This window comes from Candidatus Hydrogenedentota bacterium (assembly GCA_012523015.1).
Classification (GTDB): domain Bacteria; phylum Hydrogenedentota; class Hydrogenedentia; order Hydrogenedentales; family CAITNO01; genus JAAYBJ01.
This window is the reverse complement of the sequence record JAAYJI010000181.1, coordinates 1-25855: the sequence shown is the minus strand read 5'-3', so window position 1 is coordinate 25855 and position 25855 is coordinate 1. Positions and strand designations below refer to the sequence as shown.

Below are 25855 nucleotides of genomic sequence, written 5' to 3'. Positions count from 1 at the left end.
ACATGTTATAGGTCTATTATTTTCCGGCGAGTTTGGCGCGGATCTGATATTCAATACCGCTCAGTTCAAGATCGCCAATGATGGCGTTTTGATTGGCGTCCCAAGGCAAGTCGCCTTTGAGTGTCAACGCGTAGTTGGTCTGGAGTTCCTTTGTCAATGCGGGAAGCGCAAGTCCTGCCAGCAGCATTTGCAGCCCCGGTCCTTTTTCCTCGTCTGAAGCGATATTCAGATGGATCTTCACGGTATCTTTGTCGATAAAATTGGCTTGGATACGAAGGACTTGAATGCTTTCAATGATGCCTATGGCGGTTGCTCCGAATTGGTTGGCAATCAGGCTTTCCCAGCTTTGTCCGGCGGCTTCAACACCGGCGGCCGCAAGGGCGAGAACGTCTCCGTTACGGTTATCAACGACCAGTTCAAGCTGGTTATCACCTTCAATGCGTGCGGCAGGCTGTGCGGTTTGGGTTGGCCACAGTTTAACCAAATCATCTTGCACGGAATCGGGAATGGGAAGGGTTCCGTTCACATGGAGATCACCCCGTTGGGGAAGGACCACACCTTCTTCATCCCATTGGATTTGCTTGATTTTCTCGAGGGCATTGGAGGCATTGATTTGTTCTTCCAAATAATTGCCAAGGCGCTGTTCATTGATGAAGAGGGTCAGATTGAATTGGTTCCCTTGAAGATCCGAGTCTGCCAAGAGGGTAATTTCGCGGGGAAGCACGTAGGGCAATAGCATTTTTACCTGATCCGGGCTGATAGGCAGATCCAGATCGTCGGTGATGTATTCTTCAAGGAAAGGAAAGGCCATTAAAGGATTGACTATGCCGCGAATCCGTGGATCGCCGACTAGGATCTCTTCGTGACTGATGACCGGTGATTCGCTTAATCCCAATACGGTATCGTATTTAGAATAGGCGACGAATCCGCCGATCACGACCAGCGCCAGCAATACAGCCAGAATAATTAATACAACTAAACACCCTTTTTTCATAACGGGCCTCCCGAAAATGTTGATTGAGACAAAAGAACGCCTCGTAAATTACTGCTTCGTCTATGTCGGCGTTACCATCGGAAGTGAGTATACTTAGACCTGCGCCTAAGAGTCAAAAAATCTACAGTGTCGTGGTGTCTTGGCGGTCGGCAAAAGGAAAAAGCCTTCACCCCCGAAGGAGTAAAGGCTTTACTAAATATCCGGTGTGCGGCAAAAGCGTTATAGAAAATTAGCTGCCTTTAAATTGGTCGATGAGCGCGACAAGGCTCGCTTTGGCATCGCCGAAGAGCATGCGCGTATTTTCCTTGAAGAAGAGGGGATTTTCCACGCCTGCGAAGCCGGAACGCATGGAGCGTTTGAGCACAAAACAGGAACGTGCCAAATCAACATTGATAATGGGCATTCCGTAAATGGGGCTGCTCTCGTCTTCTCGTGCGGCAGGATTCACCACGTCATTGGCGCCAATAACCACGCACACATCGACATTTTCGATAGTCGGATTAATATCATCCATTTCGACCAGCTGTTCATAGGGCACATTGGCTTCCGCCAGCAGGACATTCATATGGCCGGGCATACGTCCCGCGACAGGATGCACGGCATACTTGACTTCGGCGCCGTTGCTTTCTAGCAATTCACCCAGTTCGCGGACAGCGTGCTGCGCTTGGGCGACTGCCATCCCGTATCCGGGTACAAAGACGACGGAGGACGCGGCTTCCAATACGTAATAGGCATCTTCGGCGGTGATGGCTTTGCCCTCGCCCGCTTCGGCTTGTGCTGATGCGCTTGTGCCGCCGGCAGCACCGAAACCGCTGAAAAGGACATGGCCGAGGGAGCGGTTCATGGCTTTACACATGATATTGGTGAGAATGATACCGCTGGCGCCGACAAGCGATCCGGCAACGATGAGCACCGTATTGGAAATGACGAAGCCTGCTGCACAGGCTGCCAAGCCCGAATAACTATTTAATAAAGAAATGACTACAGGCATATCGGCGCCGCCAATGGGGATGGTGACGAGGACGCCCAGCATTAAGGAGAGTACTAAAGCAAGGTAAAAGGCGGGGAGGGTAGCCACGGTTTCCGGAAACGCGATGTAAAAGACGCCTGCCGCCACCAATACGATGAGAACGAGGGCGTTGACTACTTGTTGTCCTCGGTATAGGAACGGTTTCCCGTCGATGCGCTCGGCGAGCTTCGCGTACGCGATCATACTGCCGGTAAAGGTGACGCCGCCAATGAGTATGGCAAGATAAATGGCGATCATGGGCACAAGTTCATGGATGTTGGAGGTGCCCAAGGCTTTATTGTATTCGACCCAGCCCACCAACATACTGGCAAGTCCGCCGGTTCCATTGAACAGCGCCACGAATTCGGGCATGGAGGTCATGGGCACACGGATGGCGGCAATGGTTCCGATACCGCCGCCGATGACCATACCCAAGACAATCCATTTGTAGTCCATGCCGTTGTAAAGGAGGGTGGCAACGATAGCGATTAACATGCCCACGGCTGATATTTGATTGCCTCGCGCAGCGGTGGTTGCTTTGCTCAGCATCTTCAAGCCGAAGATGAACAGGATTGATGAAACGATATAGGCGAGAACGATGATTGTATTCACTAGCGGTCTCCTCCTTTTGTTTTAAACATGCTGAGCATACGATGGGTGACGAGGTAGCCGCCGAAGACGTTGATACTCGCACAGATCACGGCGATCAGTCCCAGTGCGATACCCAATTTGGAATCTTCAGCAAGTCCCGCTGCCATGAGCGCGCCGACGATGCTGATCCCCGAGATGGCGTTGGATCCGGACATCAGAGGCGTATGCAGTTGAGAGGGCACCTTGCTGATCAGTTCGAAGCCCAAAAAAATGGCGAGCACAAAAGTAAAGAGCAATAACAACATTTCCATATCAGTCTTGCCTTGCTTGTTTGATTTGTTCGTTACGCAGTGCCCCTGATTGAATAATCAGGGCAGCATCCATAATTTCATCTTCCGCATCAAGTTTCAGCGTTTTATTTTCTTCGTCCCAAAAATGGGAAATGAGATTCAATAAATTCGTTCCATACACTTGGCTGGCGTGGCGGGGAACGCGGCTGGCGAAATTGTCGGCTCCGATGAGGGTGACGCCGTCAATATGCTGTTCCACGCCCGGCTCTACACCTTCCACATTACCGCCTGTTTCCGCAGCAAGATCAACAACGACACTGCCCGGCTTCATGGCGGCGATCATCTCACGGGTGACGATAAGCGGCGCTTTTCGTCCGAAAACCTGCGCCGTCGTGATCACAATGTCCGATTGGGCGATGACTTTTGCCATGGCCTCTTTTTGTTGTTCTTTTTGGGCATCAGTCAATTCAATGGCGTAACCGTCTTTTGTTTGCCCCGTTTCCCCTAAGTCGATTTTAACAAAGCGCGCGCCCAGTGAACGGACTTGTTCTTCCACGGCGGGCCGTGTGTCGAAAGCTTCGACCCGCGCGCCCAGCCGCCGTGCCGTTGCGATGGCTTGCAGGCCGGCAACGCCCACACCAATGATAAACACACGTGCCGGCTTCAGTGTACCTGCAGGCGTCATCATCATGGGCAGTACTTGATTCAGTTGGTTCGTTGCTATGATCACCGCTACATATCCCGCCAGATTCGCTTGGGAACTCAACACGTCCATTTTCTGGGCGAGGGTCGTTCTCGGGATCATTTCCATGGCGATGGCATCGACTTCACGGGCCATCAAGGCATCCAATACATCATGGGCAGTGAAAGGCTCCAGCAGGCCGATATGAAGACTGCCTTTTTTCATCAAGTTGATGTCTTCAATGGATGGTTTACCGACGCGCAGCACCACATCCGCTTGGGAAAGGAGTGCTTCACGATCTGTGGATACAGAGGCACCTGCATTGACATAACTGTCATCGGGAAAGCCTGAGGCTTCGCCCACTTGGCTTTCAACCACCACTTCCGCGCCCAGTTGTACGAGACGCGAAACGGTATCGGGGATGACTGCAGCACGCTTTTCATGGAGCGCAGTTTCTTTGGGTACAAAAAATCGCATGGCCACTTCCTCTTGAATAAGGCTTCAGCAATAATAAGGGGTCAGGAACTTCCTGTTTCGGCAAGACATTTTAATAGAGCGCCCTGTTCTTAGCCAATTGGCTTTTATAAGCGTCCGACCCATGTGGAAAACATGGAATGCCGTCTTCCTCCATAGGCTTTGTAAAACCGGCGGCACGCATCAGGGCGGTATTCGCAATGACTTGGCTTTATGTCTATAACAAATTGACGTGCTAAATATTTCTGAAAAGATGTAATTACCCGACGGCTGGGAGGGCAACGAAGATCTGCGCCATTTGAACGGACATAGCCCTAATGGAAAGAATAGGGTATCACTGCATTTTTAAGATTATTAATTACTCCTATTTTAGAAGGAAGCATGGACTTCATGATGACTATAAACGACAGCTTACATGAAATCTTTGAGCGGATGGAAGCACACTTTGGCCCCACCCATTGGTGGCCCGGGGATACACCCTTTGAAATCGCCGTTGGCGCCATACTCACCCAAAACACGGCATGGTCAAACGTAGAGAAGGCGCTGACCCGGCTTAAAGCCTTGCGTTGGCTCAGTCCGCGGCAGATCATGGCGGCGCCGCAAGAATCCTTGGAAATGGCGATCCGTTCGTCGGGCTATTATCGACAAAAAACGGAACGACTCAAAGGCTTCTGTGCTTTTTTAATGGACAATTATGGCGGCTCCATGGCGCGCATGGCAAAGCGTCCGACCTCCCTGTTGCGGGAAGAATTGCTGGCGCTCAAGGGTATCGGACCGGAAACGGCTGACGATATTTTGCTCTATGCCTGCGAAAAGCCTATCTTTGTTGTTGATGCTTATACGAAGCGTATTTTTTATCGATGTGGATTTATCCCGGAAAAAATAAGGTATGACGCCTTGCAAGCTTTGATACATGAGACCTTCCCTGCCGACACTGCTCTTTACAAAGAATTGCATGCCTTGATCGTGATGACGGCGAAGGATTTTTGTAAGAAAATGCCTTGTTGTGAAGGCTGCCCTTTGGCGTTGCCCGATCATTTGGGAAAGCCTTTTCCCTGTACGCGGCATTTTACAGAAGGCGATGAGGAGGCGGCGGCGCGCCGGGTGGAAAGGGATAATGGTCGGAAAAAGCCTTGATTGTGTTTTTGAAGTGCGTTACTATCATGTTCATGCGCCGTCTGTCCTTTCTATTGGCTTTTTTTGAAAACCTACATTTTGGGGCATGGCGGCCCATCAAATCATCTCAACAGAGAAAATTCTGGGTTGTGGTCAAAGCCCACGTTAGAAGGAATCTGTAGTATGAAAGCCTTTAAAGAGTATTACCGCCCTATCGGCAAGGCTTGCTTGCTACTCTGTGTAGCGGTGTTGGGCAGCATGGGCAGCGCTTTAGCCGATGGGCTAACTCCGACAAGGATACCGGTCATTTACTGCACTGACCTCTTTCATCCTCACGAGGATGCGGACGACCATTTTGATCTCGCCTGTATCTACTCTATAGAAGAATTTGATCTTCAGATAATTATTTTGGATCAGGGCTTAAGGCAGGAAGCATGTCCCGGCGCCATTCCTGTTGCGCAGATGAACAGATTAACAGGCCGTTCCGTCCCCTGTGTGATCGGTCTGGCTGAACCGCTGACTTGTCCTGAGGATAATGGACGCAGCCAAGACAGGCGTTATCAAGGAGGCGTTGAACAAATCCTGTCTTTATTAGAGGCATCTGTGACACCCGTTATTATCTTTACGGTGGGCAGTCTGCGCGACGTGGCGGCTGCCTACAATCGAGATCCTGAATTGCTGCATAATAAAATAAGCCGCCTCTATACTTTTATCGGTAATAGTCAAGGGCAGTTTCATGAATACAATGTGAATTTAGACCGAAACGCGTACCGCTGTATCATGAACAGTACGCTGCCCGTCTACTGGGTACCTTGTTTCGACGGTGAAGTTTGGGAAAACGAAGGGGCCGCTTCTTATTGGCAGGCCGGCCATGATCAGTTATTGGCATCGGTCACGCCCACGCTCTTGAATTTTTTTCTGTATATGGATTTGAAAATGCCGGTGTCGGAAAAATTCCGTTTCTTATATCGTCCTGAATCTGTCGAAAAAGAAGCCTTCCTAAGTCAAAAAAGAAACTTGTGGTGCACTGCTGTTTTTCCTCATGCTGCGGGGCGGCGCTATATATTGCGCGGAAAGGAATACCGTGCCCTATCTTCGGAACGTATACATGACGGAGATCAGGAGGATAGTCCCTTTCATTTCGAGACGGTCCGCCTCTATGTAGATGACGACGCTGTGGAACATGTTGACACGTTGCAAGGCCGCCCTATTCAGCGCTTCCGTATAAACGACGCGAAACGATACGCCCCATCCATGACGGCTGTAACGGGCGGACGTTTGCAGGACCTTTCCGCACAGATTGAGAAAAATGCGACGGCGGCTACGCCTTGAATTATGCCCCCCCCCATTGGAGACGGATAAGTCTTTTTATTTCGATCTGAACAGAGGTGTTGTTATACTGCAACGGAGCGTATCGCTGTTGATGGTATCCATAGGACAAGGAAAAGATCATGAAACACACTCCTTTTATACTGGCTGGTTTTCTTTGTATGTTGGGGATAGGGGCAGGCATTGCTACCGCGGAACAACAAGAAATTATATGGGAGCAGCGCTTCACAGAAAACGGGGCTGCCGAGGCTTGGGAACTTAGCGGTACGGCGCGCATGGAAGACGGCGCACTGTACACGTGCAGCGACCCTGAAGGGACGAGCAGTGCTGTAAGTCAAACGCAGCTCGCCATTCCGGCCGCGAGTGACGGGTATTTGCTGCGCATGGAGTGGTCTCTTGTGCCGGTGCGCATTGGCGGTTGGGGTCAGGACGCGAACACGGGCGGCCCCTTCGTGGTTGAGTTCACCGGCAAACGGCCGACGTTGAACGCTGCGCATCGTGCAAAAACAACCGTTGCGCCCGGCGCAAGCGTGATCTTGTCTTGCGACTTTAATCAGCATCAAGTCTTTGACTGGCGCATAAACGGCGTGGCACAGCTTGATCAGCCCGTTCCCGCGTGGCGTCCCAACCGCGCATCAGCGCCCCTTTCTTTTTCTGATTTTAAAGATACGAACAGTGAAACACGCTGGCTTTGGGTGCGCGTCAGCAAGATCATTCCCGACGATCCTACGGCGATGCTCGTATCAGGTTGGGAAAGGTATCCGGAAGTGAAACCCAATGAGCGCCTTCCTTTTTTGGTCGGTGTTGCTAGTCCTATGGACAAGGTCTTTCGTGAGGCACGAGATTTCACGGGAAGGTTGAACAGCACCGTACAACTTGCTGCGGCGGGGCGTGAATCGGAAAGCTTTCAGTTGGTCGTGATCCCGACGAGCGGCGCCTTGCACGGGGTAGAGGTGGTGCTGAGCGACTTGCTCCACAGTGACGGGGCCACACGGTTGGATCAAGAGAATCTATCCTGGCATCCCGTGGGCTATGTGCAGACACGACAGTCTAATTCTTCCATGCGGCGCGCGGGCTGGTGGTGGCCCGATGTGCTGCTGCCTCGTGCTGCCTTTGATGTGGAGTCCGGCTTTGTTCAGCCGATCTGGTTCACGGTGTCTGTGCCTCACGGTACCAAGCCGGGCGTCTATCATGGTGTGATCCGAATCATGGCGGACGATGCAGTGGAACATATTGGACTGGAACTTCAAGTGCGTTCTTTTTCGTTGCCCGTACGAGGTGTATTAAAAACCGCCTTTTGTTTTAATCCCGGCATTTGGGAAATGTGGTATGCCCCGGATGCGGTGAAAAAGACATTGGGCTTAGATGATAACTGCAGTCATGGACCGCTCTACACCTCCTATGAATGTGAAGATGTGCTGCCCCGTGAAGACTGGCTGCGCCTCTACGATTTCCTGCTCGCCCATCGGCTCAGCCCAACCCAGATTTATTCGTCTTTGAAAGGGGGTAAAAGTCGGGTTTTCCCCGCCCACCGCGATATGGACTATTGTTATGAACGGGGTATGAATGCGACTTGCTTGGCGAATGTGGATGTGCTGCCGAAAGATCCCGAAGCGGCAGATACACTTATGGCTGAATTGGAGGCTTGGATCGCTTCGTGGGAAGAATTTGTGAAGGAAAAAGACTGGCAGGATTTTACGTGGTATGTGCACGGCTTCGATGAATCGGAAATGCGTAAAGATCCTGTGGAAAATGTGGATCCGTCGCTCCACCGGGTCTTTGGCATGTTGGCGGACAAATTCCCGTGGCTGAAGCGGGAAAGCGCCAATCCTATTATCGATAAGCATGTTGGATATATTAATGTATGGACACCGCTCACCCAACAGCTGCCGGAGAAAAAAATGGAGATGGTACGGGAACGCCAAGCCGCCGGTGATGAGGTGTGGGCCTATGTGTGTTGCGGCCCCGGGCGTCCTTATGCCAACCTGTTTATTGATTTTCCGGGCGTGGATCCCCGTATCCTGCCGTGGCAGTTTTTTCAACAAGGGATGACCGGATTTCTCTATTATCTTATCAACCTTTATGACGGACAGGAAAACTGGAATATGGACGCGCCCAAATGGCCCGAGCGCCCGTGGAACCCTTATTCCTTTAGAACCAACAGTGACGGTATTCTCATGTATCCCGGTCCTGATAAGGAACCCCTCGCCAGCACGCGCATGGAAAATCTGCGTGATGGAATTGAGGACTACGAGGCGCTCGCCATACTGGCGTCTTTGGTGGAAAAGGCGGCGGCTGATGATGCCCATGCCGACTTTGCTGCAGCTGCAAAAGCGGTGCTTGCCGTGAAGCCCGAAATTACAACATCGTGGAAAGAATATACGCAAAACCCGGATACCATCATCAGCGCCCGTGCGGAAGTGGACGAATTGATTGAAGAGGGACTGACGTTGACGGGTACCAATACGCCGTGACTTTGGCATGGAAAAGAAGGATCGAGCACTCATGAAGCATACGACATTGCCGGAAAAAAATGAAGAAAGATTGTCCGGCTATGATCCTGTCCGCAGCCTGTGGTTGGGCATGATCCTACTTTTCTTTTTCCAGCTTTTCGTCGTGTGGATGGAAAGTATCTACAGGATTAGTTTGACCGCCTTGGCGCCGGGTATGGAGCTGCTGGGATTATTGCTCTTTTTGGTTGCGCTGCCCCTGCTATGGCTTCCGCCGCAGTCTACGCCCCGATTATTTCGTGCCGCCGTGCTATTGTTCCTCCTGTGCCGCTTCTGCGCGCCCTTGTTGGGCACTATGGGCGGTATTCTTTTCGGCGGTGTTGGGGTGTCTCTTTTTTTGGTGTTGCTGGCGTGTTTGCTGAGCCGCCCTTATGCGCGCTTATCCCCCGATTTTGGAAAGGCCTTGGGCGTTGCAGTGCTTCTGTCTGTAGTGTTGCGTTCGTGGGGATTGTCGCTTGATATTTCTATGGACGGCATGGCGCTGTCCTTGGGCGCCGTGTTAACCGGCATGGCGCTGCTCCTTTCGTGGCATGATCTGAACGCGCCTTTGCAAGAACAAGAAGCGGTGGAAGATGCAGACATGGGATCCGGCGCAGCATTTGTGCCGATGTGTTCTTTCTTCGCCGCCCTTGGCATTGCCTTCCTTTTTCTTTCTTCGCCCTTGGCTGTAAATGGCTGGCATGGATACAGCCGTCCTTTTTTTACGGGCACGCTTTTCTCCGGAGCTGTAGTTGTTCCGATTGTCCTGTTTATGCTCGTAGGACAAAGGATCCCGAACCCCGGCCGTTATAGCTTGCCTGTAGGCAATTTTATTTTTACGACCCTTTTGGTGGTTGCCCTTTATGCGGGTCGGCCGCCCTTTCCTGAAACAGCCCTTTCCGTGCCCATCGTTTTGAGCAGCGGCGTTTTACCCGGTAAAAGCGGTGTGTGGATGGCACTGCTCATGTCGCCTGTGATCCTATTGAATCTGCGTAAGAGCGGCGCTTACTTTTCAGTTCGTCCTTTCGCACATCCCCGCTGCGCTGTAGCGCCTTTGATCGTGGCCGCGTTGTTCTTGGTGTCCATTTCTATTTTGTTGATCCTCACCAATGTGTGGGGCTATGTTCCGGGCGGACAGGTGCTGAGAAATCAATTCTATCTGCCTTTTTTTATTTTAGGTGTTTTCTTGATGATCTTTGGCTTTGTCAAGGCTCCGGATAAGGCGGCGCTTCCTCGTCGTGGAACACGCCTTATGGGGAGCCTGTCCCTTATCCTTTTGCTGTTGTGGCTGGCTTCGTTGTGGCACACGCAGAGGCCGGTCATGGAAGCTTCAAGAGGGGACACACTCCGCGTTGTTTCCTACAATATGCAACAAGGTTCCAACACTGCCGGCGTTCGGGATTACCTGGGGCAACGCTCACTCTTGCGCTGCCTTAATGCTGATGTTATTGCTTTACAGGAATGTGATACTGCTCGTGTTTCGGGCGCCTTGGTAGATGCTGTATACTATTTTTCGCAATCCTTGGGCTATCACGCCTTTTACGGGCCCGGCAGCATTTCCGGTACTTTTGGGACAGCGCTGCTGTCTCGATATCCCTTAGAGAATCCGCGTGTTCTCTTTTCTTTCAGCAATCCTGATGAGGTGGGTACGGCGGCGGCGGAAATAGAACTGTCAGGTCAGCCGATTGCCGTCTTTTCCAATCATCCTGCCGGCGATGCGGAAATTAAAAATGCCCATCTGGACTCCCTTGTGAAAGAAGCTTCTCGTTATCAATATGCCATTGCCATGGGCGATTTTAATTTCACGGAGCGCGATCCCTTCTATGGGCAATTGATGGATTTTTTTTCGCAGGTTGCCGCCCGCTCCGGTTCAAATCCTTTGTGGATGAAGCGCGGCATTGCTATCGATGACGCGATTGACCACATCTTTCTCAGTGCTCCGTTCACGGTGCTGGAAAACGATTATGTATTGCCTCCCCAGTCTCGAAGCGATCATCCCCTTCACTGGGCACAGCTGCAACTGAAGGGATCTGAAGCGCCTTGACTTACCGGCATTTTTTTGTTTAAAAATTATTTTTAATCGTCCTAACAAATTATGTTATTCTCTAGGTTGATATTTAAGATCATCTAATTTGGGAGAAAAGTGTTTTTTAAGGATACTTTTGCGGGAAATATTTTTTACATGCACCAGCTTTCGCGTGAGCTGTTTCAATAAAAATAGCATAGACCCAAACAGCCTGTATTTTGTGGAAGCCCCATGCATATAAAAACAGTTGTATCCCCGACAATCCATAAATGACTTGTTTTTAAAAGAAGGCTTCGTAACAAGCACGCACTTGTTGTTGTATTTTAAGCGGGTGCTTTCAATAGTTGTTGGTTGGTATTTCAACGTTGGAATGACAAGAAGGAGTAAGTCTATGCTGTTGTTCAATCTGTTCAAAGAGTTGTTCAGGGTAACTTTCCAGTTCTTTACCGGATTTTTAACGGATTTGGTTTTGGGCTGGGTCTTTCCTCCGTCGGCGGAATAGTCAGAAGCTATTGCTGCTGTCGCGCAGTATGCAGAAGTGTATTTGGAATGAGGTCGACTGTTACGATTGATTTTCTCGACACAAGCCTATGAAAGACAGGCTTGAAAGAAAGGACTTTTTATGGATTTCGCGGTACTGTTTCAATTGTTGGTGACTCGGACAATCACCTTCTTTTTAGATTTTCTTTTCAACGGTATGTTTGATTTTCTGTCCGACGTATTGTTTGGCGGATAATTAACAATCCTTTATGGTTGTGATGCTGTAGATTAGTGAAAGACAGGCGATTTGTTTGCCTGTCTTTTTTTTATCACAGTGTCGGTGAAACATTTCATTTCTCCTTGAAGTCTTAATGATTGGGTGATTTCGCTTTCGGCGAAATCGTGCCGACGGGGTGAATGTCCCTGAAAGGAGCATCCTATGACCTTGTTTCATCGTTCCTCTGTTGCCAACATCATTCCTCTGATTATTCTTGCTGCTGCTGCTGTTTTCGCGTGGCAGTATTCCCTTGCGCCCCGCCCTCTTCCCACCTCGGCAGCGCCGGATCAGTTCTCTGCCATCCGTGCATGGCATCATATCGAAAAAGTATGTACAGCGCCGCAGCCGGCAGGATCCTTGCGTAATGATGAAGCCTGCGCCTACATTCAAAAAACTTTGGAAGATCTTGGTGTAGAAACGGAACTGCTCTTTCAGTATGACAAGACGGGGGAACGGCAAGTATCGCGCCGCCGCGCCGTGCTCGGGCGTATACGGGGCAGTGAATCCGGGAATGCTTTCGCTATGGACGCCCATTTTGATTCTGTGCCTTGGGGCCCGGGCGCCGCTGATGATTGGGCAGCCGTTGCCGCCCTATTGGAAACGGCACGGGCCCTCACCGGCATGCCGAAGCTGCGCAATGATATTATCTTTGTCTTTGCCGATCAGGAAGAATTTAATATGGGCGGCGCAAAAGGCTTCCGCAATCATCCGTGGTTTCAGGATGTGCGCGTCATGCTTGGGCTGGAAGCACGGGGCAGCTGCGGTCCCTCCCTCATGTTTGAGACCTCGCCGGAAAACGGTTTTGTCGTCCGTGAACTTGCGAAGGCAGGTGTCGGCGCACGGGCAAATTCCGTTATGTACGACTTTTATAAGCGGATGCCTTTCAACAGCGACTTTGAACACTATAAGTATGACGTGGCGGGATTAAATGTTGCCTTTGTAAATGGCTTCCAACATTACCATACGGTGTTGGACAATGCGGAAAATATTAGTCTGTCCAGTCTACAACACCACGGTAATTATACCCTTGGTCTTGCCCGTCATTTTGGAACGATTCCCCTCAATGATTGTTACGCGCCCGACGCACAATATTTCAATACATTGGGCGGTCATATGGTGGTATATCCTATTGCGTGGGGCTGGCGGCTGGCACTTCTTGCCCTCGTTGTTTTTTTGGCGGTCTTTCTCTACGGCTTTCTTTCCAAGAGCCTCACGTGGCGCGGTGTTGTGGTTGGCACCCTTATCTTTCCCATCACTTCATTTTTCTTTTCTCTTGTGGCGATACCCTCTTGCTACCTGATCTTTCTGCGTTTTCGGGAAATGGCTTTATATCAAAATAATACCTTTTCTCTGGGACTTGTTGCAGTGGGCACGGCTATCTTTCTTGTAGTCGCTGCGTTGCTGCGCCGATGGTCGCGGCCGCAGGAAATGTTAGCGGGCGCTTTAGTATGGTTCCTTGTTGGTTTGATGCTGTGTCAAGTTATGTTGCCCGGCGGCGCGAACCTCACGCTGATCCCGTTGGCTTTCGGATTGGTCTATCTCTTGATCTTGCTGATAGGTTCACGACAGGGAGAGGCCAGTTCGCCCCGTTCTATCCGTTTTTCTTTGTTTTTTGCCGTGCCGCCTTTTATGTTTCTTACGCCCGTATTGGTCATGCCTTTCTACACCGTAACCTCTATGCTTTCTGTTGTGTTGGTTCCGGGCGTGATGCTGCTCTTTTCATTTTCACTGCCTCAATGGTGTCTCTTGCGGTCAGCACGGTGGTTTCAATCAGCCCTTGCCTTGGTGGTCATCGGCATCGTGTTGTTAGGCGCTGCCTATGTGGGATGTCTTCCCGGCGTGAAGAGTCCGTACCTGAACTGTCTTGCCTATGGGGTGGATTACGATAAGAACGAGGCGTGGTGGCTGAGCTCCGCCCGTCAGTTAGATCCCTGGTTGGCGCGTTACATTCCTGACGACGCGACACCGGAGAAGGCAGGCGCTTATTTACATAATGATAACACGGCTTACTTGAAAGGACCGGCTCCTTTGCCATTGACGGATCCGCCTAGTCTGCGCATAACGGCGGATGAGGAAGTGGCGGGGAAACGGCAGGTAAGTTTCATCATTTCATCGCCCCGCGGTCCTGAACGCATGTGGATTCGGGTCGTATCAGGCGCGCCCGTATATCGGGCGTGGATCCTTGGTCATGAACTGCCCGGCGCAGACAGGGACTGGAATATATCTTTGGAAATTCCGCCTCGGGATGGGGTCGCACTTCGTCTGGAAACAGAAGCGGAGCTGCCCTTGGAACTGGGCATTCATGAGAAATCTTGGGGATTGCCTGCCTTTGCCGATTTTGTGGCGCGTCCGGAGACCATGGCTGCGGAACCCAATCGTACGCTCATACGGCTGCCCCTCAGCAGCGACTACAGTTACAGTTATGCAACGCTCACTGTAGAGTGATTCTCAAGTCCTCGGCATCCTGTGGCGGCATGGTGGCTGTGTCCGTCTTTTTGAACCGTCCTGTCATCGTATCTGACGGCATCGCCGCGCTGTTTTGGTTGAAACAGCCTTCAATCAAAGGCTATACTATGGTGTGTTATGTTGCCGGGGTAGCTCAGTTGGTTAGAGCGCTGGATTGTGGATCCAGAGGTCCTGGGTTCGAACCCCAGCCCCGGTACCATCGTGTAATGGCGACGACCCTGCCTACAGCATCCGGCTGTTGAGGCAGGTTTTTTGTGTTTCAGCGGAGTCCCTGTTATTTTGGCAATCGCCGTGCCCCCATCCATGATTTGAGTTTTGGGAATCTACCCGCCATAATACAAGCTCCGTAGTGAATGTGCTTTCCGTTGATCGTGTTGCACGTGTCTACACAGCATCTCTAACCCGATGGTAGCGACCCATGAAGTTTGTTTTCTTCGCTTGCGAAACCCGAAAAAACGCGGCCATACGTTACCGTGTGGAGTCTTTCTCCCGTCTTCTCGAAGAAGAGGGGCATCGGTGTATTGTGTGTGTGCCCGCGCCGGTGCGCTGGAAAGAAGCGCTTTATGAATCCCAAGGCAGACTGAAAAAGCTGCTTTACCTTTTTTTGGTGTTCTTGCACCGCTTCGCCCAATTGCGGCATGTGCCGGGTGCGGCAGCGGTTTTTTTTCGGGGCCCTGTGTTTCCTTATGGCCCTCCTTTTTTTGAGCGTATCATTTCTTTTTTAAATCCCCGCCTTGTCATGGATTTGGATGACGCCATTTGGGAGCCGCCTGCTTTTGTAGAAAGCCCTTTTCTTCGATTCATGGATTTTGGGTGGACTGCTAAAATGGCGCGTTTGTGCAAACATTGTGTTGCAGGCAATGAACTGATCAAGGAATATGTGGAGTGTGAGGGCTGCCCCGCCACCATTATCCCCACGTGCATAGATATGCCTCTGTACGGAGGGAAACAATATGGGAACCATGAGGGGCAGCCTATAATTCTGGGGTGGACGGGACTCAGCGATAATCTCGGCTACTTAGACCGCATCGCGCCCGCCATTAAAGAACTCTCTACAAAATATCCCTTGGAGATGATGATTTCCACATCGAAAGAATGGGACTTTCCCGGGATCACCGTGCGTAATCGCAAGTGGATCATTGACGACGAAATCAACTATCTTACGGAAGCGGATATTGGGTTGATGCCTCTAATCGACACTCCCCGCGCTCGGGGTAAATGTGCCTTCAAAGCCTTACAATATATGGGAGCGGGCACACCGGTGGTTTTGTCGCCGGTGGGCATGAACAAGACTGTAGTAGAAGATGGTGTGACCGGATTTTTGGCCGATTCACCGGAAGAATGGTACGAGAAACTAGAGCAATTAATTAGGCAGCCCGAATTGCGTGAAACGATGGGCCGCGCTGCCCGTGGGCATATAAAAGCCCGTTATTCTGTGGCTCATTTTTATCCAACCTTCAAAGAAGTCATGTTGGGAATCCGTTGGAAAAAGGATTGACGGTTTTATGCCCCTGTACTTGACAAACAATCGAGATATCCATATCGCTCAAGAATGGATCATTCAGCTGCACCGCTGGATTGCGCGTCATGGTCTATGCGGTTACGATCCTTTTGACATTAAAGCGCATCCTTTTTTCCGTGCATTGCAGACGCGCCCCTTGCTGCGTAAAAGCTCGACGGCGCTGTCCGATTGTTTCCCCTTATTGTCGAGGCGGCTGCTCCGTATTCAGCCCGCCTTGAATCCCAAAGCCCTTGCCTTGACAGCGCACGGTGATTTGCGGCTCTATCAAGTTACGGGGGATACGATTCATTTGGATAGGGGATTGCGCCATTTGGATGAACTGCGCCGGCTGGCGGTGCCCGGCTATGAAGGGCTCTGTTGGGGCTATCCTTTTCCCATACGCGCCACGGGCTTAGACTGTCCGATCAATACGCCGGTGAGTGTTATCGGCGCCATTGCCGGGGAGGCCTTTCTTCTTGCTCACCGTCTTTGCGGCGATGGGGCTTTGCTCGATGCGGCGCAAGGGATCAGTCACTTTTGTTTGGAGTCGCTGCCCCGTTTGCCGGGTGATAAGGATACGTGGTGTTTCGCCTACACTCCCGCTGATCAGCGGCGTGTGCATAATGCTAATCTGCTGACGGTGTCCCATCTCTTGCATACGGCGTCGCGCATAAAGGATAGAGATTTAATGGAGGAGCTCCGGCCCGCTCTGGAGTTTAGTCTGTCTGCACAGCGTGAAGACGGTGCATGGCCTTATGGCGTATCGGTTGCAGGCGACGGCTACGAGCCGGCACTCATGGAATTGGTGGATCATCATCATAGCGGCTTTGTGCTGCGCGCCCTTTACACCCTATACAAGATTCATCCCTCAGAGGAATTGTCGGATTCATTAAAGCGAGGCTATTCTTTTTATCGCAAACTGTTCCGCGCTGACGGTATGCCCGTAAATGGTTGGGGGGCGTGGCCGGTTGATATTCATTCTTGTGCCGAGGGGATTCTTTGCAACAGCGCGTTGGCGGAGTTTCGGCCCGGCGCATTGAACGCTGCCGTGCAGACTTTGCGCTGGACCCATTATCAATTGCGCAGCAATAGCGACGGTGCGCCTTGGTATCGTGCCTATCCCTGTTTCCGTTCCCGCATTGTTTTTCCGCGCTGGGGAGTGGCGTGGATCTATCGGGCGCTGGCGGAATATCTTTATGCCCACCGGCGGTATCGGCGTCGAGGCGGTTCACAGTTCCAGACGTGTGTTCAACGGGGCATATAGTTTCGGCCGTTTCGCATCAAAATTCACCAGATCCTTTTGAATCTCGTCCGTAATGGCTGTTGCCGATCTTCCTGCTAGAATCTGTTCGCGCAGCCACGGACCGCCGGCGAGGGTATCGAAAAAATTTTCCCATTTCAGTTCCGGATGACATTGGTGCAGCGCGATAATCACGGCAAGGGTTGCTTTGAAGGGCCGGGCTTGTTGTCTGTCGGTGATGTTAAAGAGGATACCCTGACACAGCTGATCCCGATACTTGGGATTCGTGGCTTTGCCCGGTATGGACTTGGGCATATAAATCGTACCGGTGAGTGCGATGCCGGGATGCTCTGCGGCGTCGATTCTTTTCAAGATCTCAATGGGATTCATCCAGGGCGCGCCGCACACGAGGAAGGGCGTTTCGGTGCCCCGCCCTTCATTCACATTGAGCCCTTCAAAAAGAGCGGTGCCCACATACATGAGTGCCGCTTCACTGTTGGGTATATTCGGGGAAGGATTTACCCAAGGCAGATTACATTGGTCAAAATCCAATTCACGCCACCAATTGTCGGCAAGACTGAAATTTAATTTCAGATTGGTATTGGCAAAAAAGGTGTCTTTGAAATAGAGCGCGAGCTCAGCGAGGGTCATACCGTGGCGGATGGGGATGGGTGCGCAGCAAACAGAAGATTTGTATTGCGCCGGAAGGGGACCTTCAAGCACTGCGCCGCCGACGGGATTGGGCCGGTCCAGTACGAGTACAGGCACCTTTGCTTTTGCGCATGCCTCCATGCAGCTTTTCATGGTAGCCATATAGGTATAGTAGCGTGCGCCGATATCAGGCAGATCGACGACAAAGAGATCAATGCCGGCCAGTTCGCTGGGCGAAGGTTCTTTGCGGTCACCGTATAAACTAATGATAGGCACAGCGCCTTCTTTCGAGGAGACTTTTTCGCCTGCCTCGGCGCTTCCGGTAAAGCCGTGTTCAGGGCTGTAAATGTACCGCAGAGTCAGTGATTTATCCAACGCCAAGACGTCCAAGATGGGACGACCTGTTTGATCGACAGCAGCCGTATTGGACAATAAGGCGAATCGTTTTTCATGTAAGGGCGCAAACTTGTCGCGTACGAGCCGGTCAAGGCCGCTTTGTGCATTGGTCGTATCTTTATAAAACAGAGCCGACAGCGGGGTATAAAAGCTGCGGCGCAGTTCACCGTTATCCCGGTTTTTTTGGTTGGGATGACAGGTATTGGACAGAAGAATCGCATATACTTGGTTGGCGCGATCCATCCAAATACTTGTTCCGGTCCAGCCTGTATGACCTAGAGCAGTGCGCGCGGTCAGGAATCCGTTTGGCCCGGAGGCGCAGGGATCCAGCCACCATCCCAAGCCTTGCCAAGGATAATAGGGAAGTTGACCGATTCGTGTGATCTCGTCCAGTGTTTCTATGGGCAAGATACGACCGGCCATGAATGCACGACAAAATTTTTCGAGATCTTCCGCTGTGCTGAAAAGACCCGCGTGCCCGGAGACGCCGCCCAACGCAAAGGCATTATCATCGTGCACTTCGCCACGAATGATACCGCCCCGTGCCTTGTTGTTCTCAGTGGGGGCGCATCGTTGGCGGAGCGCGTCGGTCGGTTTGAAGCAGGTATCCTTCATCCCCAGTGGATCAAAGATATGGGTCTTACAAAAGGTCTCAAAATTCTCTTGAGCCGCTTGCTCAACCACCCGAGTCAATAAAATGAAACCGAGATCGGAGTAGGTACGTTGTACCCCCGGTTGTGCATCGGCGGCACATGCGGCGATGGCTTCGATATAGGGGAGCTGTCCTGAGAGACGTGTGTAAAAAGCATCCCAGGCGCGGATTCCGGAAGCGTGTGTAATGAGATGGCGCAGCGTGAAACGATCAAGATGAGCAAGTGGAATAAAGGCTGATACCGACTGATCAAGATCCAGCACGCCGGCATTTCTTAATAAGAGTACAGCCGTTGTTGTCGCAACCACTTTAGTCAAGGACGCCAAATCATAGAGCGTGTCCACCGTGGCGGTTTCATGCTGTGGAGCAAGGGCGCGTTGACCTGCGGCACCGAGAAAGATACGTTCATTCCCCTGACCTACACACGCCACGGCGCCGGGCGCTTTGGAACGCTGAACAGCTCGTTGCACTATTTCTAAGATATGTTCCTGACTTGACTGCATCGGTTGATGATAACTCCTTTGCATTGATGAGTAGTTCATGATCTACGACTAAGCGGTGAAAGTTTTATATAAAAACAAGACCGCCCAAGCCATTATACGGGAAAGTCCCTATGACTTGTGCGGTCTCATGAATTACTCAAGGTAAATAGCGACTCGGTATGGCTATTTCTTCGCAGCAGACTTCTTCACTGCGGCTTTCTTCGCGGGTGCCTTCTTGGGCGCAGCAGGCTTCTTCACCGCGGCTTTTTTCGCGGGTGCCTTCTTGGGCGCTGCTTTTGCTACGACAGCTTTCTTCGCCGGTGCCTTCTTGGGCGCTGCTTTCTTTGCTGCAGCTTTTTTTACATCTGGTTTCGTTGCGGCCATGGATAGTTTCTCCTCATGGTTGTGGCCATCTCCCAATACAACTATTGCCGGTTACCCATCCTTATGAGCAACCGAAGCGCCGTCCATTCCTTAGATTCGGTCCGCGCTTATAACAGGCATTGCCTGATTATGCCGACAAAAGAAACCGTGCTGATGCAAAGCAACGCATCAGCATTACTTCATCAACGCTCCGATACCTTCACTTCAAATTTTAATCTTGTATAGTTGTAGCAATCTGTGAACAAAAATACAAATAAAATAAGTAGATTTGTTTTTTTATTGGCGCAGCACTGAGAGGAGCTAATTCTTGAAACCACGACATCGTTTTTTGGTCGAAACTATTGTCTTGGTTCTTGGATTAAAGACAGCGCAAAAGGAGGGCGTTCTGCCATGACTCACAGGAGGTTCACTTCCGAGGAATCATCAAATAAATATACGACGAAATCAACCAGCAATTCTTTCACGGGAATCGATTGACCTTGGTGCAGCGTGTACGGGTCATTGTCGTAAATGAAATAAAGATTGTAGGTACCCCGTCCTACTTTCTTCGTTACACGTCCGTTGGGCGGCACATTCAATTCCATACCGCCTTCTTCAGAAATGAGCGCCACTTGCGCACGATGGGCTGTTGTATTTTGGAAAAGAATTTCATAAGAGCCTGAACGCAAGCTTCGTTTAAATTCGGGCAACTTGGTTTTCGGCCGATAAGATCGGCCCGCATAAGGAGAATCATCTTCGGACAGCTCTCGTTCCCGCCGTTTCGATCCAATCACATGGACTTTTGATTTTTGCTCTAGTTCGGTTGGAGAAATAGTCGCCCTTTTCTGTTGCCCTCCTTGCTGCAAAATTTCTCCGTCGTCGGTGCTCCCGTATTCTTGCCTTTGTTCCTGTGCCTCGTCTGCGATGTCCTCCTCTTCAACAGCGATCATTTCGTCGGAAGCCATATCCTCAGCAGGCTGCCTTGTTTCAGGGAGGGCGGCTCTGTGTTCTGCCTCACTGCGGCTAAGAATCGCGCCTGATTTTCGAACCAGCTTTTTATTTTCAAAACGGGCGGTGATACTGGAGCCTTCCGCATCGGTCCATTTATAAAGTTTTACGGTGGAACCTTCGGCAGATAAAGGTTGCGCGTCCATGCCGATAATCATGAGTACATCATCAATACTCATACCGGGTTGGATCTGCTCAAATAAGGATTGATCAAAGCGTCGTGTTTCTTCATCTGGAATTTGGTTCGGCTCATCTGACGCGATGAGATTTTTTCGGATCAATTCTCCGTTTTCGAAACGTCCCATGAAGCTGACGCCTGAGGCGCTCCATCGATACACAACATTTTGTTCTTCGGTGCCGGCAACGACAACGCCGGGATCACCGAGGATTTCTCGAACCTCTTCATAACTCATCCCCGGTTTGATATTGAGCACCAATTCAGCGCCATAACTTGGAGGTTGAGGCGCTTCTTCTTGAGGGGCGGCTGTCACGCCGCTTTCTGTCGCCGCGGCGGGATATGGAAGCGGTGAACCGGGAGTGGGCACAGGGGGCGCAGCAGCGGGGCTTGCCGGAGTTTGCAGCACGGGGCCTTCAGATATTTTTTGTTTACTGATGCAGGAATCACAGCCGCCAAGCTGTATCAATAAAGGAATAACCAAGAATAGGCAGGGGAATCCCCCTTTAAGCGCTCTTCTTAAAAGATCCGACATTTTCGCGCGCATCGTTGTTTTCCTTTTGTCCGCAGAGCACGCTCCGCGGCTATTTGACCGACCCAGAAAACTGAAACCGGATGCCGCAGACAGGATAGGGATCCACGGCATTGATTGACTTGACCGGCATTATTATGGCATACTAGCCTCATTAAGGTAAGGTATACTGCCCCTTTAAAGCAAGTCTTTATTATTTAAGGGGGTTGCAGGGGAGAAGAACCACGGTAAGGGCTTACGCTGCAACAATACCTCATCCTTATTTTCAATGCATTTCCACAGATGTAGCCTTGATGGGTTGTTGTACCCGGGTTCATCCCCACGCGAGAATCTGAAACAGCACGCATCAAGGTACCGTGTAAGTATAACCCGAATCAATCGAAAGGAATCTCTTGGCTATGGCAACAAAAATTGGTATTAACGGATTTGGTCGTATCGGCAGAAACGTATTCAAACTGCTCATGGAAGAACCTGCTTTTGAAGTAGTAGCAATCAACGACTTGAGTGATGCGAAAACCCTTGCACACTTGCTTAAATATGACAGCGTCATGGGTGTATACAAAAAAGACGTAAGCTCCGATGGCGATTACCTTATTGTTGATGGCAAAAAAGTATTTGTCAGCGCGGAAAAAGATCCCGCAGCGCTCAATTGGGGCGAAAAAGGCGTCGACCTTGTTCTCGAATCTACCGGCGTTTTCCGTTCCAAAGAACAATGTGAACTGCACATCAAAGCAGGTGCGAAAAAAGTCCTGCTCAGTGTGCCCCCGAAAGATGCCTTGGATGCCGTCATTGTTTACGGTGTGAATCATGACACCCTGAAGCCCGAAGATAAGACAGTCTCCAATGCCAGCTGCACGACGAACTGCTTGGCGCCCGTTGCGAAAGTGCTCCACGAAAACTTCGGCATCAAACGCGGTCTCATGACCACGATCCACGCATACACCAATGACCAAAAGGTTATTGATATGCCCCATAGCGATCTGCGTCGTGCCCGTGCTGCCGCCTATTCTATTATTCCGACCTCGACCGGCGCTGCCAAAGCAGTCGGCGAAGTGCTGCCCGAACTGAACAAAAAACTGCACGGCATGGCGATGCGCGTTCCCGTTATCGACGGCAGTGTCGTTGATCTGGTTGTGGAAGTTTCCCGCAACGTGACTGTGGAAGAAGTCAACGCCGTCATGAAGGCCGCCTCTGAAGGCGCGCTTAAAGGCGTATTGCAATATGTTGAAGACGAAATCGTTTCCTGCGACGTCATCGGCAATCCTTACTCCTCCATCTTTGATTCCAAGCTGACGATGGTCATGGAAGGCAACATGGTCAAAGTTATTTCTTGGTACGACAATGAATGGGGTTATTCCAACCGCTGCATCGATTTGTTCAAATTGATGGCCGGCTAAGTTATTTAAAATCTCTTGTCGGGACCGCTTCTTGGAGGCGGTCCCGTTTCTCCATAAGTTTTACCCATAAGGATGTCTTCCATGAAAAAGGTCAGACTTGATCAGGTGAATGTTCAAGGCCGCCGCGTTTTGATGCGCGTTGATTTTAATGTGCCCCTGCATAAAGACGGTAGCGTGCGCAATGACATGCGTATCCGTGCCGCATTGAAAAGTATTCAGTATGTTCGCGATAGAGGCGGCAAACTCATCCTTATGTCACATTTGGGGCGTCCTCAAGATCTCTCCAAAGTTACCAATGACGAAGAGCGCGCAGCGATGGAAGCGGCTAACAGCACGCTGAAAATGGATTTTATCGCCCAGTGTCTCAGTGATCTGGTCGGCGCGCCTGTCAAGAAGATGGACGCCTGTGTCGGCCCGGAAGTAGAGGCAGCTGTGGCGGCCATGAAGGAAGGGGACATTATTCTTTTGGAAAACACCCGATTCAACAAGGGTGAAAAGACCAATGACCCTGAATTTGCGCGACAATTGGCAGCCTTGGCAGAGATTTATGTTTCCGACGCCTTCGGTACTGTCCATCGCGCCCATGCGTCGACGGAAGGGGTGACCCATTACGTCGCCTTGAGTGCCGCCGGATTTTTGGTCGACAAAGAAATGGAATATTTTGCCAAAGTTTTGAATACACCGGAACGGCCTCTGGCTGCGCTGCTCGGCGGTGCCAAGGTCTCCGGTAAAATTGACGTGATCGAGCATCTTCTTGATTTGGGGGATACGCTGATTATCGGCGGCGGTATGAGCTATACCTTTTTGAAAGCGCAAGGGCTGGAAATCGGCGATTCGCTCTTGGATGAGCCGGGGATCGAAGTGGCGAAGAAGGTGATGAAACTTGCTCAAGAAAAAGGGGTGGATCTGTTGTTGCCCGAAGATGTGGTGATTGCAGATGCTTTCGACAATGACGCGAACAGGAAAGTGGTGGATGTTGATGCAATTCCTGAAAAATGGCAAGGCATGGACATTGGCCCTAAGACCATTGAACGCTATGTGGCCGCGCTCAAAACGATGCGCACCGTCGTCTGGAATGGTCCTGTAGGCGTTTTTGAGATGGAGAATTTTTCAACCGGTTCCCGGGCCATTGCGCAAGCCTTGGCAGAGGGTCCGATGACCTCCATTATTGGCGGCGGCGATACGTCGGCGGCAGTGATTCAGTTTGGATTGGCCGACAAAATGTCGCATGTTTCCACAGGCGGCGGCGCGTCGCTCGAAATGTTGGAAGGCAAAGAATTACCCGGACTCGCCGCATTAACGGATATGCCAGGCGGCTGTGCCGGATGTCGTGGATGTGGCTGAGGCATAGATTTTCCCTGAATAGATGGTTTTTTTGTTATACTAATAGAGTAACGTAAACGTACCCGTGACTCGGGCAAGCGGTTCACCGTCGCTGTGCTGGGCACGGGTGTATACCAGAAAGGTGATTGAAATGGCACTTGCAAGAGAAGAAAAAGAAAAAATCGTACAAGCTCACGGTCATGATAGCCAAGATACCGGTTCCGTAGAGGTTCAGGTGGCCTTGTTTACTGAACGTATTAACCAGCTTACAGCGCATTTACGGCAGCATCCCAAGGATTTTGCCTGTCGTCGCGGTCTCCTGCGTCTCGTAGGAAAGCGCAGAAACCTGCTTAACTATGTACACAAGCAGGACGTGGAACGGTATCGCACGCTTATCGGTAAGCTTGGGCTGCGCAAATAGCCGCAATTTGGGGAGGCTTGGTACTGAGAGGTGTGCAGCGCCTGTCTTCTTTTCCGACCTTTTCTATAGAAGGTCGTTGTCTGATATGCACCGGTCCCTCCGGATCGGTGCTGCGCATAGAAGTGCCGGGAATTGAACAGGCCTGCAAAAGTAAGGCAAGGCTTAAAGGAAATGTTTGATGGTAGAAAAAGTAACAGTTCAAACGGGCGAGGTCGAATTACAATTCGAAACTGGCCGTATTGCGAAACAAGCGCATGGTTCTGTGATTTGTCAGAGTGGGGAGACCATGGTTCTTTCCGCTGTAACCGTTGCGCCCGAGGCACGGGAAGATGCTGATTTCTTCCCTATGACCGTGGATTATCGAGAAAAATTTTATGCTGTAGGTCAGATTCCAGGTAACTTCTTTCGCCGCGAATCGCGGCCGTCGGAACGGGAAATCTTAGTGTGCCGTATGACAGACCGGCCGCTGCGCCCTCTGTTCCCGAAAAAGTTCCGTAACGAAATCATGATTTGTCAAACCGTGTTCTCGGCAGACAATATCCATAACCCCGATATCCTGTCCATTAACGCCGCTTCTGCGGCGGTGCATCTGTCGAAAGCGCCCCTCGTTGAGCCTATCGGCGCGGTGCGCATAGGCTATATCGACGACACGTTGGTGGTCAACCCGAAAATGGATCTTATGGAGAACAGCAGCCTGGATATTATTGTGGCGGGCACCAAAGATTCCATTTGCATGGTTGAAGGTCAGGCGCACGAGCTTTCCGAAGCACTTATGGTTGAGGCACTTGAGTTTGCCCAAGTTCATATCCGCGCTATTGTTGAGGCAATTGAAGATCTTCGCAGTCGTGCAGGCGTGGAAAAAATGCCTGTCGATGATACGGAACCCAATCCGGAGATCGTTGCGGACGTAGAGGCCTTGGCAGCAGAACGCTTTAAAGAAGCCTTCAGTATTCGTGAAAAACAACAACGGCTTGATACGCTGGATGCGGTTAAGACGGAAACCCTTGAAGCCCTGCTTGAAAAATATGGGGAAGAGCGATTCGAGCAGTGTGCCGGCGAAATTGCTGATGTACTGGGCGAATTGAAAAAACACGTTATGCGTAAGCAGGTCATTGATACGAACACGCGCATAGACGGCAGAAGCCTTGATCAAGTGCGCGATATTTCCATTGAAGTGGGTATCCTCCCGCGTGTACACGGCAGCGCCTTATTTACACGGGGTGAAACGCAGGCGATCGTGGCATCTACCTTGGGTACGAGCCGTGATGAAATGCGTTTAGACGAGCTTACAGGCGATGAATTCCGCCGCTTCTTCCTGCACTATAATTTCCCGCCCTGGTCAGTGGGAGAGGTTCGCCGTATTGCGGGACCGGGTCGCCGTGAAGTGGGACATGGAAAGCTGGCAGAACGCGCTTTGGAATGCATGCTTCCTTTCGTGAGCCCTGATCGCTTTGAAGGCGATGAGACGGTCGATTTCCCCTATACCGTGCG

General features: G+C 51.0%; 18 protein-coding genes and 1 tRNA gene. 12 read left to right on the top strand and 7 right to left on the bottom strand.

The window, feature by feature from the left end; all coding sequences use genetic code 11:
- Positions 1 to 16: 16 nt before the first annotated feature.
- The 4 genes from GX117_08075 to GX117_08060 form a co-directional block, all read right to left on the bottom strand.
- On the bottom strand, positions 17 to 994 hold the full coding sequence (locus GX117_08075; protein NLO33296.1) for a hypothetical protein: 978 nt from the start codon (positions 992 to 994) through the stop codon (positions 17 to 19).
- Between the two features lie 229 nt (positions 995 to 1223).
- A complete protein-coding gene (locus GX117_08070; protein NLO33295.1) occupies positions 1224 to 2615 on the bottom strand; it encodes an NAD(P)(+) transhydrogenase (Re/Si-specific) subunit beta in 1392 nt (463 codons plus the stop codon).
- The gene (locus GX117_08065; protein ID NLO33294.1) at positions 2615 to 2905 is read right to left on the bottom strand and encodes an NAD(P) transhydrogenase subunit alpha; all 291 of its coding nucleotides are present in this window, start codon (positions 2903 to 2905) and stop codon (positions 2615 to 2617) included. The genes GX117_08070 and GX117_08065 overlap by 1 nt, the downstream gene beginning before the upstream one ends.
- 1 nt (position 2906) lies before the next feature.
- Positions 2907 to 4043 (bottom strand): Re/Si-specific NAD(P)(+) transhydrogenase subunit alpha, encoded by a 1137-nt coding sequence (locus GX117_08060; GenBank protein ID NLO33293.1) that lies wholly within the window; start codon positions 4041 to 4043, stop codon positions 2907 to 2909.
- A gap of 390 nt (positions 4044 to 4433) precedes the next feature.
- Between GX117_08060 and GX117_08055 the strand changes: the two genes are divergently transcribed.
- From GX117_08055 to GX117_08020, 8 genes are all read left to right on the top strand, one after another.
- Positions 4434 to 5177 carry an endonuclease III domain-containing protein gene (locus tag GX117_08055; GenBank protein NLO33292.1) on the top strand — a complete coding sequence of 248 codons (744 nt, stop codon included), beginning with the start codon at positions 4434 to 4436 and terminating at the stop codon, positions 5175 to 5177.
- Between the two features lie 162 nt (positions 5178 to 5339).
- Positions 5340 to 6488: a hypothetical protein gene (locus tag GX117_08050; GenBank protein NLO33291.1), complete on the top strand. Its 1149-nt coding sequence runs from the start codon at positions 5340 to 5342 to the stop codon at positions 6486 to 6488.
- A 119-nt stretch (positions 6489 to 6607) separates the two neighbouring features.
- Positions 6608 to 8959 (top strand): DUF4091 domain-containing protein, encoded by a 2352-nt coding sequence (locus GX117_08045; GenBank protein ID NLO33290.1) that lies wholly within the window; start codon positions 6608 to 6610, stop codon positions 8957 to 8959.
- Positions 8960 to 8990: 31 nt separating this feature from the next.
- Positions 8991 to 11018 (top strand): endonuclease/exonuclease/phosphatase family protein, encoded by a 2028-nt coding sequence (locus GX117_08040; GenBank protein ID NLO33289.1) that lies wholly within the window; start codon positions 8991 to 8993, stop codon positions 11016 to 11018.
- Positions 11019 to 11919: 901 nt separating this feature from the next.
- Positions 11920 to 14202, top strand: coding sequence for a M28 family peptidase (locus GX117_08035; protein NLO33288.1), 2283 nt, complete (start codon positions 11920 to 11922; stop codon positions 14200 to 14202).
- A gap of 143 nt (positions 14203 to 14345) precedes the next feature.
- Positions 14346 to 14422: transfer RNA gene (locus tag GX117_08030), tRNA-His, on the top strand.
- A 219-nt stretch (positions 14423 to 14641) separates the two neighbouring features.
- The gene (locus tag GX117_08025; protein ID NLO33287.1) at positions 14642 to 15721 is read left to right on the top strand and encodes a glycosyltransferase family 4 protein; all 1080 of its coding nucleotides are present in this window, start codon (positions 14642 to 14644) and stop codon (positions 15719 to 15721) included.
- A gap of 7 nt (positions 15722 to 15728) precedes the next feature.
- On the top strand, positions 15729 to 16988 hold the full coding sequence (locus GX117_08020; GenBank protein ID NLO33286.1) for a hypothetical protein: 1260 nt from the start codon (positions 15729 to 15731) through the stop codon (positions 16986 to 16988).
- Here the strand turns inward: GX117_08020 and GX117_08015 are convergent.
- The 3 genes from GX117_08015 to GX117_08005 all read right to left on the bottom strand — a co-directional run bounded on the left by GX117_08015 (position 16953) and on the right by GX117_08005 (position 21238).
- Positions 16953 to 19166 (bottom strand): DUF1343 domain-containing protein, encoded by a 2214-nt coding sequence (locus GX117_08015; protein NLO33285.1) that lies wholly within the window; start codon positions 19164 to 19166, stop codon positions 16953 to 16955. The genes GX117_08020 and GX117_08015 overlap by 36 nt on opposite strands.
- A gap of 162 nt (positions 19167 to 19328) precedes the next feature.
- Positions 19329 to 19529 (bottom strand): hypothetical protein, encoded by a 201-nt coding sequence (locus GX117_08010; protein NLO33284.1) that lies wholly within the window; start codon positions 19527 to 19529, stop codon positions 19329 to 19331.
- A gap of 395 nt (positions 19530 to 19924) precedes the next feature.
- Complete coding sequence (locus GX117_08005; protein ID NLO33283.1) at positions 19925 to 21238, bottom strand: hypothetical protein; 1314 nt, start codon at positions 21236 to 21238, stop codon at positions 19925 to 19927.
- Positions 21239 to 21621: 383 nt separating this feature from the next.
- Between GX117_08005 and gap the strand changes: the two genes are divergently transcribed.
- The 4 genes from gap to GX117_07985 all read left to right on the top strand — a co-directional run.
- Positions 21622 to 22620 carry a type I glyceraldehyde-3-phosphate dehydrogenase gene (gene gap, locus GX117_08000; protein NLO33282.1) on the top strand — a complete coding sequence of 333 codons (999 nt, stop codon included), beginning with the start codon at positions 21622 to 21624 and terminating at the stop codon, positions 22618 to 22620.
- Between the two features lie 81 nt (positions 22621 to 22701).
- Complete coding sequence (locus GX117_07995) at positions 22702 to 23964, top strand: phosphoglycerate kinase (protein NLO33281.1); 1263 nt, start codon at positions 22702 to 22704, stop codon at positions 23962 to 23964.
- Positions 23965 to 24094: 130 nt separating this feature from the next.
- Positions 24095 to 24364, top strand: a complete 270-nt coding sequence (rpsO, locus tag GX117_07990) for a 30S ribosomal protein S15 (GenBank protein NLO33280.1) — start codon at positions 24095 to 24097, stop codon at positions 24362 to 24364.
- Between the two features lie 178 nt (positions 24365 to 24542).
- A partial coding sequence (locus tag GX117_07985; protein ID NLO33279.1) for a polyribonucleotide nucleotidyltransferase occupies positions 24543 to 25855 on the top strand: 1313 nt, incomplete at its 3' end.

Bases quoted from the DNA above. Each gene is read 5' to 3' on its own strand.
- GX117_08005 (NLO33283.1), bottom strand. From the start codon at position 21,238: ATGCGCGCGAAAATGTCGGATCTTTTAAGAAGAGCGCTTAAAGGGGGA.
- GX117_08050 (NLO33291.1), top strand. From the start codon at position 5,340: ATGAAAGCCTTTAAAGAGTATTACCGCCCTATCGGCAAGGCTTGCTTG.
- GX117_08025 (NLO33287.1), top strand. From the start codon at position 14,642: ATGAAGTTTGTTTTCTTCGCTTGCGAAACCCGAAAAAACGCGGCCATA.
- GX117_08020 (NLO33286.1), top strand. From the start codon at position 15,729: ATGCCCCTGTACTTGACAAACAATCGAGATATCCATATCGCTCAAGAA.
- GX117_08055 (NLO33292.1), top strand. From the start codon at position 4,434: ATGACTATAAACGACAGCTTACATGAAATCTTTGAGCGGATGGAAGCA.
- GX117_08015 (NLO33285.1), bottom strand. From the start codon at position 19,166: ATGCAGTCAAGTCAGGAACATATCTTAGAAATAGTGCAACGAGCTGTT.
- GX117_08010 (NLO33284.1), bottom strand. From the start codon at position 19,529: ATGGCCGCAACGAAACCAGATGTAAAAAAAGCTGCAGCAAAGAAAGCA.
- GX117_08035 (NLO33288.1), top strand. From the start codon at position 11,920: ATGACCTTGTTTCATCGTTCCTCTGTTGCCAACATCATTCCTCTGATT.
- GX117_07995 (NLO33281.1), top strand. From the start codon at position 22,702: ATGAAAAAGGTCAGACTTGATCAGGTGAATGTTCAAGGCCGCCGCGTT.
- GX117_08065 (NLO33294.1), bottom strand. From the start codon at position 2,905: ATGGAAATGTTGTTATTGCTCTTTACTTTTGTGCTCGCCATTTTTTTG.
- GX117_08075 (NLO33296.1), bottom strand. From the start codon at position 994: ATGAAAAAAGGGTGTTTAGTTGTATTAATTATTCTGGCTGTATTGCTG.
- GX117_08040 (NLO33289.1), top strand. From the start codon at position 8,991: ATGAAGCATACGACATTGCCGGAAAAAAATGAAGAAAGATTGTCCGGC.
- GX117_08045 (NLO33290.1), top strand. From the start codon at position 6,608: ATGAAACACACTCCTTTTATACTGGCTGGTTTTCTTTGTATGTTGGGG.
- rpsO (NLO33280.1), top strand. From the start codon at position 24,095: ATGGCACTTGCAAGAGAAGAAAAAGAAAAAATCGTACAAGCTCACGGT.
- gap (NLO33282.1), top strand. From the start codon at position 21,622: ATGGCAACAAAAATTGGTATTAACGGATTTGGTCGTATCGGCAGAAAC.
- GX117_08060 (NLO33293.1), bottom strand. From the start codon at position 4,043: ATGCGATTTTTTGTACCCAAAGAAACTGCGCTCCATGAAAAGCGTGCT.